Here is a 14,055-nt window from a genome sequence, read left to right as displayed (position 1 = left end):
TGGATAAAGTCCTGGGCGGTTCATCATTGCTCCCAGGAGTACATCCAGGCTACGCCTGACTTAGAGGGCTGGCGTCCAGGTCAGACCGAGCATCACGCCGAATGGTTGTGACTGATAGCCGTAATACTGCTTGTCCACGTCGTATTGATAAAGCGCTCTGCTGTAGCCCTTGTCCAGCAGGTTGTTGAGCTTCAGATCGAAGGCCAGTTCCTGGCTTGCATACCAGCTTGCACGCAGGTCGAGTACGCCATGGCCGGCAATTTCGCGGGTGTTGGTCGCGTCGTCGAAGCTACGGCTGACCACCTGCCAGGTTGCACCGACACCGAACTCGCCGAAGCGCCGATCGAGATCCAGGCTCAGCGTCCGCTTGGCGCGGCGTTGCAGGGTATGGCCGCTGTCGCGATCACGGGGATCAAGCAGGCTGACCCCGAGAGCGCCCTGCCAGCCGAACAGTTCATGCTGCAGGGATGCTTCAAAACCATTGATGCGCGCCTCGTTGACGTTGTGGTTGCGGCCTCTTGTGAAGGCAATCAGGTCGCGCACATCGGTACGGTAGAGCGAGGTTTCCAGGCGGGTTTTCTCGCCCAGTTGGCTGCGCCATTGCAATTCGTAGCTTTTCGACTTCTCCGGGGCCAGGTCGGGGTTGGAGCTTGCGCCGAAAATTGGGTCTGCCGGCCAGTACAGGTCGTTGAACGTCGGTACACGGAAGCCTTCGGCATAAGACAGAATCAGGTCGTTGTCGGCGTTGAGTGCCAGAGTCAGGGCGGCGTTCCAGGTATTTTCACTGCCGTACTGCTGATTCTTGTCATGACGTAGACCCAGCTCGGTGGAGAAACGCTCACCGCGATAGCTGTGCTGGATAAAACCGGCCTGGTTCCAGCGGCTACCCTCGTCGTAGGCGACGGTGCTGTGCAGTTTGTCCTTCAGGTAATCCACGCCTACCAGCAGGTCGTGGCCCGAGCCCAGTGTCAGGGTGTTCACCCAGGCGGCTGAGTCGCGGTAGGTATTGAACACGTCAATACTTGGGAACAGCTTGTCGCGCGAGTCCTGTTTGTCCTCCGCGTGGCCAAGCTCCAGACGGCTGCTCCAGTATTCATTGATTCGTGCCTCGGCAAAGGCCGATGCGCTGCTCAGGCTGTAGTCGGTATAGGGCTTGCTGGGGTTGGCGTTCCAGAACGCGTCCAGGCGACCGTAGGGATTGTCGTACTCGCTTTTGCCGCGTTGCTCCAGGGCGCTGAAGCCGACCTGCAGGTTGTCATTGAACTGATGGCTGAGGTTGAGGCTGAAGGCCTTGTTGCGGTAAGCGTCGTGATCGGCGTCCGAATCCCAGGATTTCCCGGTATGGTCGATGCCTGTGGTTTCTTCCAGGCTGCCGTTGAGGCTGTAGCGGGTTTGCTGATCGCCGCCGGAAACCCCCAGGCTGCGTTCCCACGTGCCTTGACTGCCGCCAGCGATGCGCAGGTAGGGATTGACGCCACTGGTTTCGCCGCGACGGGTGAAGATCTGCACTACACCGCCGATGGCGTCGGCCCCGTAGATAGCCGAGCGTGAGCCGCGCAGCACTTCGATACGCTCGATTTGCTCCACATTGAGGTATTGCAGGCTGGCCCCACCGGCGGACACGGAGCCGGCGCGCTGTCCATCGATCAGCACCAAGGTCTGGGCAGTGCTGGTGCCGCGGACCAGCAGGCTGGAGGTACTGCCGCGTCCACCGTTCGGGATAACCTGGACGCCGGGCACTCGGGCCAGCAGCTCATTGACGCTGCTCGGGCGCAGGCGTTCGATGTCGGCGCGGGTGAAGATGCTGACCGCAGCACTGCTTTCGCTGCGCTGCTGCACCTCGCGGTTGGCGGTAATCACCGTGTCGGCGAGTTTCAGTGCTTCGTCGCGCGAAGGCGTTTCGGCAAACGTCTGAGTGCTGGGCAACAAGGCCACAGCCAGGGCAAGACGGGACAACTTCATTTAGAGAATCCTCAAAAGGTCGGAAGACTTTTGAGGAGGGCAGGGACAAGAACGGGCGTGCGCAGAGGCAGCCTGAGCTTGACGGTGATGCCCTCCGCAACACCAGTCGCATCCAGCAAGGCCGGTCTCCGGACTCTCGACATACGTGGCCTCGTCCTTCCCAGATTGCTCCAGTGGACAGCGTGAGGTGACGTGCAGAATGGCTCTGCGGTCGATTACCGTTGCGGGGGCAGTGCCGGGATGGCTCGTCATGAGCGCACCGGCTTCCCGTTTAACGCCGCTTCACGGATGAAGGGCGCACCTTGGCGGAAGTAAAACGCCGCGCACCTTAATGCGCGGTTACTGCAATTACAAGTGAGCGTCGTTCAGCTCGGGATCAATGGCGCTCAGCTGGCCAGGGTTGCCAGGCGCTGGCGTACGGCCGCTTCGATGCCTGCGGCATCCAGGCCGCATTCGGCGAGCATCTGCGCCGGTTTGGCGTGTTCGACGTAGTAGTCCGGCAGGCCCAGGTGCAGCACGGGTTTGAGCAGGGCGGCATGGGCGAGGAACTCGCTGACCGCGCTGCCAGCACCGCCCATCACGCTGTTCTCTTCGATGGTCACCAGCAACTCGTGGCTGGCCGCCAGCTGTCTTACCAGGGCTTCGTCCAGCGGTTTGACGAATCGCATATCGACCACCGTGGCGTCGAGTGCGTCGCCCACCTTGAGCGCGTCGCTCAGTTGCACGCCGAACACCAGCAGGGCGCTTTGCTTGCCCTGGCGGCGAACGATGCCCTTGCCGATTTCCAGCGGCTCCAGGCCTGGTTCGATGGCGGCATTCGGCCCACTGCCGCGCGGGTAGCGTACCGCCGCCGGGCCGTTGAACAGATGGCCAGTGCTGAGCATGCGGCGCAGTTCGTTCTCATCACTGGGCGTCATCACCAGCATGCCGGGGATACAGCGCAGGTAGGAGATGTCGAAGCTGCCGGCGTGGGTCGGGCCGTCCTCGCCGACCAGGCCGGCGCGGTCGATGGCGAACAGCACGTCGAGGTGCTGCACGGCCACATCGTGGATCAGCTGGTCATAGGCGCGCTGCAAAAAGGTCGAGTAGATCGCCACCACCGGCTTGGCGCCGTCGCAAGCCATACCGGCCGCCAGCGTCACGGCGTGCTGCTCGGCGATGGCCACATCGAAATAGCGCTCGGGATAACGTTCGCTGAACGCCACCAGGTCAGAGCCTTCCTTCATCGCCGGGGTGATGCCGACCAGGCGCGGGTCTTCGGCGGCCATATCGCACAGCCATTTGCCGAATACGCTGGAGTATTTCGGCCCGCTGGCTTGCTTGGGCGCGGCCGGCGCGTTGATGGGCTCCAGCTTGGTAATAGCGTGATAGCCGATCGGGTCGGCTTCGGCCGGGGCGAAACCCTTGCCCTTCTTGGTCACCACATGCAGAAACTGCGGGCCGTCGAGGTCGCGCATATTGCGCAGCGTGGCGAGCAGGGTGGGCAGATCGTGGCCATCGATTGGGCCGACATAGTTCCAGCCCAGCTCTTCGAACAGGGTCCCGGGCACCAGCATGCCTTTGGCGTGTTCTTCGACCTTGCGCGCGATTTCCCAGGCACCGGGCAGGTGCGAAAGGATCTTCTTGCTGCCTTCGCGCATGTTCGAGTAAGTGCGGCTGGAGATGATCTTGGCCAGGTAGTTGGACAGGCCGCCGACGTTCTTCGAGATCGACATGTCGTTGTCGTTGAGGATCACCAGCATGTTGGCGCCCACGTCGCTGGCGTGGTTCAGCGCCTCGAAGGCCATGCCGGCGGTCATCGCGCCGTCGCCGATCACCGCCACGGCCTTGCGCTTCTCACCCTTCAGGCGGGCGGCGATGGCCATGCCCAAGGCGGCACTGATGCTGGTGCTGGAGTGGCCGACGCCAAAGGTGTCGTACTCGCTCTCCGAGCGGCGCGGGAAGGCAGCGATGCCGTCCTTCTGGCGCAAACTGCCCATCTGCTCACGGCGACCGGTGAGGATCTTGTGCGGGTAGGCCTGATGGCCCACATCCCACACCAGGCGGTCATCCGGGGTGTCGAAGACGTAATGCAGGGCCACGGTCAGCTCGATCACGCCGAGGCCCGCGCCGAAATGTCCGCCCGTCTGCCCGACCGTATACAGCAGGTACTGGCGCAGTTCGTCGGCCAGGGTTTCCAGCTCGGCTTCGCCCAGGCGGCGTAGCTCGTCCGGCGTATTGGCGCGGTCTAGAAGGGGCGTCAGCGGGCGCTCACGGGGAATCTCGTGGAAGGTCGTCGGCATCAGGCAGATCGTTATCGGTGCAAAAGATGCGGCAGTTTACCCGAAGCACTGGAAACTGCCCAAACAAGGTTCGGGCAGACGGTTGTTACCAGGTGTCGATTGCGCGTTTCCTGCCTTCGCGTGGAGCGGGGCTGGGCGCTGCATTGAGGCCACGCAGCAGCCAGGCGCGGGTTTCCACGGGGTCGATCACTGCATCGATCTCCAGGAAGCTGGCCATATTGATGCCCTTGCCATTCTCGTAAGCCTTGGCCACCAGCTTGTCGAACAGCTGCTGGCGTGCCGCCTGGTCCTCGACGGCGGCCAGTTCCTTGGCAAATCCCAGGCGCACCGCGCCTTCCAGGCCCATGGCGCCAAATTCGGCGCTGGGCCAGGCGATGGTAAACAGTGGCGAATGGAAACTGCCGGCGGCCATGGCCTGGGCGCCGAGACCGTAGCCCTTGCGCAGCACCACGGTGAAAAACGGCACCGTCAGGCTGGCGGTGGCGACAAACATGCGCGAAACATGGCGCACCGTGGCCTGCTTCTCCGCCTCCGGGCCGACCATAAAGCCTGGGGTGTCACACAGCGACAGCAGCGGAATATCGAAGGCGTCGCACAGCTGCATAAAGCGCGCGGCCTTGTCGCCGGCGACCGCATCGATAGCTCCACCGAGATGCGCCGGGTTGTTCGCCAGCAGGCCGAATGGCTTACCTTCGATGCGGATAAATGCGGTGATCAGCCCTGGCGCAAACTCGCGGCGCAGTTCCAGCACGGAGTCCGTATCCGCGAGTGTGCGAATGACCTGGCGAATGTCATACACGCGCAAACGGTTTTCCGGGATCACGTGGCGCAGCTCGCGCTGATCGGCGCAGTCCCACTCGCTGAGCGCACCCTGGAAGTAGCTCAGGTACTGCTTGGCCACCTGCACCGCAGCGGCTTCATCGGCTACCCGCACATCGATAACGCCATTGGGGCCCTGCACGCTGACCGGGCCGACCTGTTCTGGTTTGAAGCTGCCCAGGCCGCCGCCTTCGATCATCGCCGGGCCAGCCATGCCGATGGTGGCGTCATCGGTGGCGATAATCACATCGCAGCAGCCGAGCAGTGCGGCGTTGCCGGCAAAGCAGCGCCCGGACACCACGCCCACCAGCGGAACCAGCCCGGAGAGCTTGGCCATGCCGACAAAGGTGTGGCAATCCAGCCCGGCCACGCCGACGAAATCGGTATCACCCGGCCGGCCGCCGCCACCTTCGGCAAACAGCACCAGCGGCAAGCGCCACTGCGCGGCGAGGCCGAGCATGCGGTCGGTTTTCTTGTGGTTCATCACGCCCTGGGTGCCGGCGAAGACCGTGTAGTCGTAGGCGATGGCCATGCAGCGCGCGGCCTGGCTGCCGAATGCCTTGGCGTTGACCGTGCCGGTGCCGGCCACCAGGCCATCGGCCGGGCTCTGTTCGATCAATTCGGCCAGCGAACGCCTGCGCCGTTGCGCGGCAATCGCCAGGGCGCCGTATTCACTGAAACTACCGTCGTCCAGCAGATCCGCCAGGTTCTCGCGCACTGTGCGCTGGCCGGTCTTGCGCCGTTTGGCCACTGCCAGTGGGCGGCGCTCGTCGCGGGTCACAGCATGGCGTTCGAGCACTTCAGCCAGGTCCGCGCGGATATGCTCGAGGTCCAGGCTCTGTTCGCTCTGGCTGGCGGCGGCGTCGACCTCAGCGGGTTCGATAAACAGCAGCGGCTGGCCTTCATTGAGTGCGCTGCCGACTTGCACGGCCAGTTGACGGACGATGCCACTGTGGCTGGCGGTGACGACAAATTCCATCTTCATCGCCTCCAGTACGGCAATGCTCTGGCCGACCGCCACGGCATCGCCTTCGGCCACCTCCAGGCTGACCACCACGCCGGTGCTATGAGTCAGCAGCGGCAGGCAACCTGCTGGCGCATCCTGTATCTGCTGTGCGTCTTGGCTGGCAGCCTGCGCACCGGCAAAGAAGTGATGTGGATGGGCCTGGGGCTGGGCGGCCAGCAGCTCGCTTAGCTGGTTTTCGACAAAGCGCGTGGTCAGCTGATAGCTCGCCACCTGCGGCAGGCGCAGCAGGTTCTGCAGCAGGTGCAGGTTGCTCGCCACGCCTTCCAGGCGAAATTCGCACAGTGCCCGGTAGGCGCGGCGCAGGGCGCTGGGGTAGTCCGGCGCGTGGGCGATCAGCTTGGCCAGCAGTGAGTCGTAGCTGGGGCTGACCGGATAGCCGGCGTAACCGTAGCCATCCACGCGCAGGCCGGGGCCGCTGGGCGGCTGGTAGGCCGTCAGGGTGCCGGCGGCCGGGCGGGTGCTGCCATCGGCACTCATGCTTTCCAGGTTGATGCGCAGTTGCACCGCGCTGCCGCTCAAGGCCGGAGGCTGCAGCAGGCCCAGTTGTTCCAGCGACTGACCTGCGGCCAGCTTGAGCTGGGTGTGCAGCAGGTCGATGCCGGTGACCTGCTCGGTGACGGTGTGTTCGACCTGAATGCGCGGGTTGGCCTCCATAAAGTAAAAGCGCTCGGGCTGCTCGGCATCCAATAGAAATTCGAAGGTGGCCAGGCCTTGGTATTTTGCTGCTCCGGCCAGTTTTAGTGCGGCTGCGATCATCCGTTCGCGGGTGGCAGCGGGGAGGTCCGGGCTGGGGGCGATTTCCACCAGCTTCTGCTGGCGGCGTTGCAGGCTGCAGTCGCGCTCCCACAGATGGCTCACTGCGCCCGTGCTGTCACCCAGTACCTGAATCTCGATATGCCGGGCCTGGCTGACCAGTTGCTCGATATACAGCGCGTTATTACCGAAGGCGCTTTGCGCCTCGGACTGGCAGCGGGCAAAGGCTTGATCCAGCTCACTGGCACTGAATACCGGGCGCATGCCACGGCCACCGCCGCCGGCCAGGGCTTTGAGCATTACCGCACCATGTTCAGCGAGAAAGGCGTGGGCTTGCTCCAGGCTGATCGGCTGATTAATGCCCGCGACCAGTGGCACGGCGCAGCGCTCGGCCAGCTCGCGTGCTGCGGCCTTGTCGCCAAACAGTTGCAGCACCTCGTTGCTGGGGCCGATAAAGCTCAGCCCGGCGGCCTGGCAGCGGCGGGCGAATTCGGCGTTCTCCGCGAGAAAGCCGTAGCCCGGATGTACGGCATCGCAGCCCTGCGCCTGAGCAATCTCGATCAGCTGCTGCATATCCAGGTAAGCCGCTACGCCACGGCCCTTGAGGGCTACTGCGCTGTCGGCCTGGCGCACATGCAGGGAAGCGGCATCGTCTTCGGCGTAGAGGGCGACCGAGCGAATGCCCAGCTCACTGGCGGCGCGGGCGATGCGGATGGCGATTTCGCCACGGTTGGCGATCAGCAGGGCAGTAAAAGGGGCGTTCACAGCAGGCTCTCCAGCTCGTTCTTCTTGACCTTGCCGGTGGCAGTCATGGGCAGTGCGTCGACTACGCGGATCTCCGGCACCTTGTAGCTGGCCATCGCCTCCTTGCACCAGTCGTGCAGGCTGTAGGCACTCTCCTGACTGCCGGCCTTGAACACGACAAACGCCACCGGGCGTTGGCCACTGCTGGCGTCACTACGGCCGATCACCGCACTGGCCAGCAGCGCCGGGTGCTGACCGAGCATGGCCTCCAGTTCGCTGGGGAACACACTCATGCCGTTGACCTTGAGCATTTCCTTGCGCCGGCCCAGGTAGCGGATAAACCCCTGATCGGTGATCTGGCCGAGATCGCCGGTGTGCAGCCAGCCATCGCGCAGAGCCGCCGCAGACTCCTCCGGGCGCTGCCAGTAACCGTGCAGCAAAGAAGGGCTGCGCACGCACAGCTCGCCTTCGCTGCCCAGTGGCAGCAGCTCGCCGCTGGTGAAATCGCAGACCTTGAATTCAGTGCCGGGCACCGGCAGGCCGACAAAAGTCGGGGCGCTGGTGAGGTCGAAATCGTCGTCCTGCAGGCCATAGGTGAAGGTGTCGCAGGTGTGGGTTTCGGTCATGCCGAAGCTGAATTCAAACAGCGTGCAGCCAGTCAGCTCGCGCCAGTGCTCGCGGTAGTCGCGGGTCAGCTTCTTGGTAAAGGAAATGCTCCCGGTGCGGCGCAGCGAACGGAAATTGTAGCGGTCGACATCGCTGTGCTCCAGCACTTCTGCGGCGCTGTCGACCAGCAGGCCGCAGTGGCTGACCCGGTAATGCTCGATAGCGGCCATAAAGGCCAACGCATCCCAGCGCGCCAGCAGCACCAGGCGGCAGCCGCTGAACACGGGGAACAGCAGCCCGGCGTTTTCTCCGGCAATCCAGAACTCCGGGAGGAAGTTGAGCAGCACACTGTCGGGTTGCAGGCCCATGGTCACGGGCACGAAGCTGGCGCAGGTGTAGAGCATGTCGCCGTGGGTGTGCACACAGCCCTTGGGTAATCCGGTGGTGCCGCCGGTGTAATTCAGCGCGGCGATGTCATCGAGCTGTGGCCGGTGGCTGGGCGTGGCGTGCTGGCAGCGCTCCACGGCTGGGAGAAAGTCGATGAGATCGGCGTCGAGTGCAACCTTGCCGGCAAGCAACAGGTCTGCCACCGGGATGCTCGGCACGCTGGGGCGCAGTTCGCTGAGGCTGGTTGCCAGAATGTGGCGCAGTGAGCATTGCGCCTGTACGGCGCGTACCACCGGCAGCAGCTGATCGAAGCAGAGCAGCACCTGAGTGGCGCTGTCCTGTAGCTGATAGGCCAGCTCCAGCGGTTTGCTCAGCGGGCTGACGGGGGCATACACCGCCCCGCATTTGAGGATGCCGTAGAAGGCGATATGTAGCTGTGGGCAGTTGGGCATAAACACCGCAACCCGATCACCGACCTGTACCCCCAGCTCACAGAGCAGTGCAGCGCAGCGGTCGGACAGGCGATCCAGCTCAGCCCAGGTGATGCTATGGCCGTAGAAGTCCAGGGCCGGGCGGTCAGGCTGGGTACTGGCCCAGGCTCGCAGGTATTCGCTGAGTGGCTGTTGGCCGTGCGGGTAGTGCGCCTCGCGTGGCGCGTTGGCAGGCCAGGCCTCGGCTTGCAGGCTTGCCAGGTGGTCGAGGTATGCGCGTTCAGGCATGGCAGATGGCCCCTTCTTATTTTTTTCCTGGCGGCATCTTAGTCAGTCCGTTCGCCGTCACAGAACTGATGCTTATGCATCGTTATCCATGCAACGTATTCATGGTTTTCTGGTTGCCCTTGCCTGCTAGGCTGGGCGGGTAGGTAATTGTCGGGGATAACCATGAATCAACAGCATGAATGGTCAGCGCTGGGACGCATCGACCTGAACCTGTTTCGGGTCTTCGAGGTGATCTATCGCGAGCGCAACCTGACGCGTGCAGCGGTCTTGCTGCACCTCAGCCAGTCGGCGGTCAGCCACGCGCTGAATCGGTTGCGTGAGCAATTGGACGATCCGCTGTTTATCCGCGAAGGCCGTGGGGTGGCGCCCACGCCACTGGCCACACAGCTGGCCCCGGGCATTCAGGAGGCGTTGGCCGGGTTGTTGCGCAGCGTGACACGCGGTCAGGACTTCGACCCCACGCAGGACCGCCGCACTTTTACCCTGAATATGCCTGAGCAGATGGAGCCGGTGGTGCTGCCGAGCATCATCGACCACCTACGCCGGGTTGCCCCGCAATTGCAGGTGCGCAGCAGCAGCCTGCATTGGGCCGAGCTGCAACGTGAGCTGAGCGCCGGGCGCATCGACCTGGCCATTGAAATCGCCCGGCCGACCGACCCCGAGTTGCGTCAGCAGCAGCTGCTCACCGACCCGTTGTGTGTGGTTGCCGGGCCGGCCTTTGATGGGCCGCTGGATATGCCGCGCTACCTGGCCGCCGAGCACATTGCAGCCACTTCACGGCGGCGTGGCATCTGCGTGGAAGATCTGGCGTTGGCACGCCAGGGATTGGCGCGACAGGTGCGCCAGCGTTGCCAGCATTACCTCTCGGCGGCGCTGCTGGTGGCACAGAGTGAGTGGTTGCTGACCATGCCGTTGCGTTACGCCGAGCTGATCAATGCCGGGTTGCCCAATCGCCTGCTGGCGCTGCCGATCAGCCTGCCGCCAGTCAGCCTCAACCTGTACTGGTCGCGGCAGGTGGAAAACCAGGCCGGGCATGCCTGGTTGCGTGAGCAGATGCTGGCGCTGGCCAGCAGTCGGGGCTGATCAGCTGCGCCGTTCGACGATATAGCGCGCCAGTTCCCGCAGCGGCTCGGCCGCCTGGTCGAACGGCCGTAGGGCGTGCAGGGCCTGGTCGCGCAGCTCCAGGGCGTAGGCCTTGGCCGCGTCGAGGCCAAGCAGGGCGGGGTAGGTGGGTTTGTCGTGGGCCTGGTCCTTGCCCTGGGTCTTGCCCAGGGTGGCCGTGTCGCTTTCCACGTCGAGGATGTCGTCCTGCACCTGAAACGCCAGGCCGATGGCGCGGGCATAGGTGTGCAGGGCTTTCAGGGCATGTTCGTCGGCGCGCTCGCTGGCCAGTGCGCCGAGCTGCACGCTGGCTTCGATCAGGGCGCCGGTCTTGTGGCGGTGCATGACTTCCAGGGCGGTTTGGTCGAGCTGCTGGCCTACCGAGCCGAGGTCGATGGCTTGCCCGCCGACCATCCCGGCAGGGCCTGCGGCACGGCTCAGGGTGTTGAGCATGGCCAGGCGCAGTTCGGCGTTGTGCGGGTTGTGCTTGGCATCGCTGAGCACTTCGAAGGCCAGGCTTTGCAGGCCGTCGCCAGCGAGAATTGCGCAGGCTTCATCGAAGGCTTTGTGGGTGGTGGGCTGGCCCCGGCGCAGATCGTCATCGTCCATCGCCGGCAGGTCGTCATGCACCAGCGAGTAGGCGTGGATCAGCTCCACCGCACAGGCCGCCGCGTTGGCCCGCGCAGGATCGCCGCCTAGGGCTTCACAGGCGGCGTAGGCGAGTAGCGGACGCACCCGTTTGCCGCCATTGAACAGGCTGTAGCGCATGGCTGCATAGAGGCGCTCCAGCTCCGGGCGTGGGCTGTGCAGCAGTGTGTCCAGGGCGGCGTCGACACGGCGCTGGCAACTGGTCTGATAGGCCGCAATCATGCCTGCTGGTCCGCGTCGAAGGGGGCTTCCTCCAGCTCGCCGTCGCGCTCCATCAGTATTTGCACTTTCTGCTCGGCCTGGGCCAATGCGGCCTGGCAGTCGCGGGTCAGGCGCACACCCTGCTCGAAGGCGGTCAGCGAGTCTTCCAGCGACAGCTCGCCGTTTTCCAGACGCTCGACCAGGTTCTGCAGATCGGTCAGGGATTGCTCGAAATCGAGCGCGGCTTTTTTACGGGCGGCCATGGCGGATATCTCGGGGCGGATCGGGGAGTTGGAACCGGCGCGACACTAGCAGAGCCATGCCGCGTGGGCAAATGCCCGCCTTGTTTCGGCACTCGCCCAGGCGGTTTCGCGACCGCTCGCTGAACCTGCTTATCGCGCCCGGGGCGTGGCGGTCGGCGACGCTTCAGGGCTGCGTTGGCGCTGCCATATCTGTCAGGGTCGGGTGTTTTTTGCCAAACAGGGTTTGCAGATAGGCTTCCTGCTGGCGCAGGCCGCGTTGGATCAGAAATTCGCGGCCGCAGGGCAGGCCGCGTAGCACGGTATGCCAGGCAAAACGCAGCGGCGCGCTCAGCAGGGGGTACCAGGGCTGTATTCCGCGCGGCAACCCCAGTGCCTGCCGCCCGTCGCGGTTGATAAAGCTGCGGGCAATACTCAGGTGAATTGCCTTGTTGAGGTGACCACGCAGCCAGGGCAGGTTGCTGTAGTGGCGTTGCAGGGGTTCGTTAATCAGCGCCATACCCAGTTGCCGGCTGCTTTCGTCGGCTGAGGGTTGGCTCAGGAGGTTGTGGTACAGCGCACGACGTGCCTGGTTTTCGTCGGCGTGCAGCCAGCAGGCCTCCACTCCCATCAGCCAGGCAATGTAGCGCCAGAGGTGGGTGATGGCTGCGCCCTCTGACAGGGATAGCGGAACTCCGAGCAGGCGTTGGCCAAGCAGGAAAATGCTGGAGAAGGCCAGGTATGTGACGTGCATGTCGCCCTGGTTGATCGGCACGCCGTAATAGCTCGCGTCCCAGTCCTGCATCGCGGCTACGCGGTGGCGTATTAAGCCATGGATCAGGCGTACCTGCAGGGTGCTGCGGTAGCCGGGTGCGCCTGGCAGCATGCCGCCAGGCCGGGTGCAGTCGATCCACCACTTGGTCGTTTCGGCGATGCGCCGTTGTGCGCTTTTCTCCAGTGAGCCGGTGAGTACCAGGGTTCGATTGATGGCCGAAGCCTGGTAGCCGGCGAGCAGGCCCAGGTCGCGCAGCACGCGCATCCCCGTCATGCCGGACACGCCACAGGCGCGCGCGCCCTGGTCGGCCAGGCTGGGCATGAACCAGGCCGGTGTGGCTTCGACCTGATTGAAGAACTGCAGCAGCGGCTGTGGTGGGTCATTCAGCGCGGCGATGCCCTCGTTCACGGCGCGGTCATACAGTGGCTTGGTTCGCGCCAGGCCATTCTCCAGCATCCACTCGATCAGCCTGTCCATTGGCGCGTCGCCGTGCAGCAAGGACTCGCCGATAGCCTGCCACTCATCGGCGCTCGGCTCGCTCGGGCCTTTGATCCAGCGTCGGATGGGGGCGGCGGCTCTGCGTGCGCGTGTGATGTCGGCGCCATGGCGGCCGGGTATACGGGTGGGGTGCGCAGGCATGTTTATACCTTGGTTGGGTGCCGTTGGTTGGTCGTGCCGCCACACTATTGCGAGTAATTACTCGCAAACAACTCGCATGGTCGATGCCGGTATGAGGAAGCAACCTACGCAGAAACGTTCGGGTGAGATGGTCGCGGCGCTGCTTGAGGCTACGGCGCAGGAGTTGGGGGAGCGTGGCCTCGACGGGCTCACTACCAACCATGTTGCCCAGCGTGCCGGGGCCAGCATTGGCTCGCTTTATCAGTATTTCGCCAACAAGGAGGCGTTGATCGAGGCCTTGATGCAGCAGCAGGCTCGCCAGCTGATGGAGGTGGTGTACCAGCGGCTGCGGCCACTGCTCGACTGTGATGTCAGAACGGCCACGCGGGCGGTTTTGCAGGGGGTCTTTGAACAGGTGGAGCAGGACAAGGGGCAGCGCGAGCTGGTGCGCAATTGGCACCGGCTGCAATCAGGCAAGCTGTTCCAGAGCCTGGAGCGGGATATGAGTGAGGTGTGTCAGCACTATCTGATGCGTCATGCGCATGAGTACCGCATCGATAACCTGCCGGCCACGCTATTTGTACTGGTCAACTCGGTGCAGTACACCACGGCTTGTTACTTCAGCCAGGATCAGCAATTGCTCACGCGTGATGAGGTGATCGAGAGCATGGCCCTGATGGTCGAGGCATTCTGCTTGCCGCGCCAGGTTGGCGGTCAGCCATAACCACGCGCCATCAGCACTGCCAGTAATGGGAGGGCCAGTAGCAGCAACAGTTCCAGGCGAATCACCATGATCACCAGGCGTGCCTGGCGGGCGCTGACTTGCGGCACTTCGCCGGCCTTGAGGCTGTTACGCCAGTTGAGGAAGACAAAGGTCGGCACCACGGAAATCAGTCCGATCAGAATAAACAGGCCGACTTTGGCGTGAAACAGGCTGTTGCCCAGGTAGTAGTCCAGGCCCTTGCCGTACCAGAGCACGCGCGCCAGGCCGGTAAACAGCACCACCCCGGCACTGATGCCATAAGCGATGTCGGTGATGATCAGGCTGCGGGCGCGGCGCAAGTCCAGCGGCAGTTTGAATTGCACATGCTCGACGCTGAGCAGGGCGAACAGTACGAAAATCGACAGGTAATGTAGATAGGCAGCCAGTGCTTGAGCCATGTGGGCATCCTTT

10 protein-coding genes and 1 riboswitch are annotated in these 14,055 nt (G+C 63.8%); of the genes, 2 read left to right on the top strand and 8 right to left on the bottom strand.

The genetic code is table 11. The features are described from left to right. Positions 1 to 60 precede the first annotated feature (60 nt). The 4 genes from IOD17_RS15660 to IOD17_RS15645 all read right to left on the bottom strand — a co-directional run bounded on the left by IOD17_RS15660 (position 61) and on the right by IOD17_RS15645 (position 9,299). Entirely contained in the window at positions 61 to 1,962 is a 1,902-nt protein-coding gene (locus tag IOD17_RS15660; protein WP_233685983.1) for a TonB-dependent receptor domain-containing protein, read from the bottom strand. 101 nt (positions 1,963 to 2,063) lie between these two features. After that, a riboswitch (cobalamin riboswitch) is annotated at positions 2,064 to 2,282 on the bottom strand. A gap of 66 nt (positions 2,283 to 2,348) precedes the next feature. Continuing rightward, positions 2,349 to 4,244: a 1-deoxy-D-xylulose-5-phosphate synthase gene (gene dxs / locus IOD17_RS15655; RefSeq protein ID WP_233685982.1), complete on the bottom strand. Its 1,896-nt coding sequence runs from the start codon at positions 4,242 to 4,244 to the stop codon at positions 2,349 to 2,351. Between the two features lie 85 nt (positions 4,245 to 4,329). After that, positions 4,330 to 7,608, bottom strand: a complete 3,279-nt coding sequence (locus IOD17_RS15650) for a carboxyl transferase domain-containing protein (protein ID WP_233685981.1) — start codon at positions 7,606 to 7,608, stop codon at positions 4,330 to 4,332. After that, positions 7,605 to 9,299, bottom strand: coding sequence for an AMP-binding protein (locus IOD17_RS15645; protein ID WP_233685980.1), 1,695 nt, complete (start codon positions 9,297 to 9,299; stop codon positions 7,605 to 7,607). The genes IOD17_RS15650 and IOD17_RS15645 overlap by 4 nt, the downstream gene beginning before the upstream one ends. A 162-nt stretch (positions 9,300 to 9,461) precedes the next feature. Here IOD17_RS15645 and IOD17_RS15640 point away from each other — a divergent pair, with 162 nt between their 5' ends. After that, positions 9,462 to 10,382: a LysR family transcriptional regulator gene (locus tag IOD17_RS15640; RefSeq protein ID WP_233685979.1), complete on the top strand. Its 921-nt coding sequence runs from the start codon at positions 9,462 to 9,464 to the stop codon at positions 10,380 to 10,382. On the opposite strand, the gene IOD17_RS15635 is transcribed toward IOD17_RS15640, so the two are convergent. From IOD17_RS15635 to IOD17_RS15625, 3 genes are all read right to left on the bottom strand, one after another. Continuing rightward, entirely contained in the window at positions 10,383 to 11,270 is an 888-nt protein-coding gene (locus tag IOD17_RS15635; protein ID WP_233685978.1) for a polyprenyl synthetase family protein, read from the bottom strand. Further along, on the bottom strand, positions 11,267 to 11,512 hold the full coding sequence (locus IOD17_RS15630; protein WP_090255704.1) for an exodeoxyribonuclease VII small subunit: 246 nt from the start codon (positions 11,510 to 11,512) through the stop codon (positions 11,267 to 11,269). The genes IOD17_RS15635 and IOD17_RS15630 overlap by 4 nt, the downstream gene beginning before the upstream one ends. Positions 11,513 to 11,675: 163 nt before the next feature. Next, on the bottom strand, positions 11,676 to 12,902 hold the full coding sequence (locus tag IOD17_RS15625) for an oxygenase MpaB family protein (RefSeq protein ID WP_233685977.1): 1,227 nt from the start codon (positions 12,900 to 12,902) through the stop codon (positions 11,676 to 11,678). Positions 12,903 to 12,993: 91 nt separating this feature from the next. On the opposite strand from IOD17_RS15625, the gene IOD17_RS15620 reads away from it, so the two are divergent. Further along, positions 12,994 to 13,605 (top strand): TetR/AcrR family transcriptional regulator, encoded by a 612-nt coding sequence (locus tag IOD17_RS15620; protein ID WP_233685976.1) that lies wholly within the window; start codon positions 12,994 to 12,996, stop codon positions 13,603 to 13,605. Here IOD17_RS15620 and IOD17_RS15615 read toward each other — a convergent pair. Continuing rightward, a complete protein-coding gene (locus IOD17_RS15615; RefSeq protein ID WP_233685975.1) occupies positions 13,596 to 14,042 on the bottom strand; it encodes a DUF2214 family protein in 447 nt (148 codons plus the stop codon). The genes IOD17_RS15620 and IOD17_RS15615 overlap by 10 nt on opposite strands. Between the last annotated feature and the right edge of the window lie 13 nt (positions 14,043 to 14,055).

This window comes from Pseudomonas anguilliseptica (genome assembly GCF_021375795.1).
Classification (GTDB): domain Bacteria; phylum Pseudomonadota; class Gammaproteobacteria; order Pseudomonadales; family Pseudomonadaceae; genus Aquipseudomonas; species Aquipseudomonas anguilliseptica_A.
Note: the sequence above shows the minus strand (reverse complement) of the source record. Positions and strands in the feature narration are given on the sequence as shown.

Bases quoted from the DNA above. Each gene is read 5' to 3' on its own strand.
- IOD17_RS15615 (WP_233685975.1), bottom strand. From the start codon at position 14,042: ATGGCTCAAGCACTGGCTGCCTATCTACATTACCTGTCGATTTTCGTA.
- IOD17_RS15620 (WP_233685976.1), top strand. From the start codon at position 12,994: ATGAGGAAGCAACCTACGCAGAAACGTTCGGGTGAGATGGTCGCGGCG.
- IOD17_RS15640 (WP_233685979.1), top strand. From the start codon at position 9,462: ATGAATCAACAGCATGAATGGTCAGCGCTGGGACGCATCGACCTGAAC.
- IOD17_RS15645 (WP_233685980.1), bottom strand. From the start codon at position 9,299: ATGCCTGAACGCGCATACCTCGACCACCTGGCAAGCCTGCAAGCCGAG.
- dxs (WP_233685982.1), bottom strand. From the start codon at position 4,244: ATGCCGACGACCTTCCACGAGATTCCCCGTGAGCGCCCGCTGACGCCC.
- IOD17_RS15625 (WP_233685977.1), bottom strand. From the start codon at position 12,902: ATGCCTGCGCACCCCACCCGTATACCCGGCCGCCATGGCGCCGACATC.
- IOD17_RS15630 (WP_090255704.1), bottom strand. From the start codon at position 11,512: ATGGCCGCCCGTAAAAAAGCCGCGCTCGATTTCGAGCAATCCCTGACC.
- IOD17_RS15660 (WP_233685983.1), bottom strand. From the start codon at position 1,962: ATGAAGTTGTCCCGTCTTGCCCTGGCTGTGGCCTTGTTGCCCAGCACT.
- IOD17_RS15635 (WP_233685978.1), bottom strand. From the start codon at position 11,270: ATGATTGCGGCCTATCAGACCAGTTGCCAGCGCCGTGTCGACGCCGCC.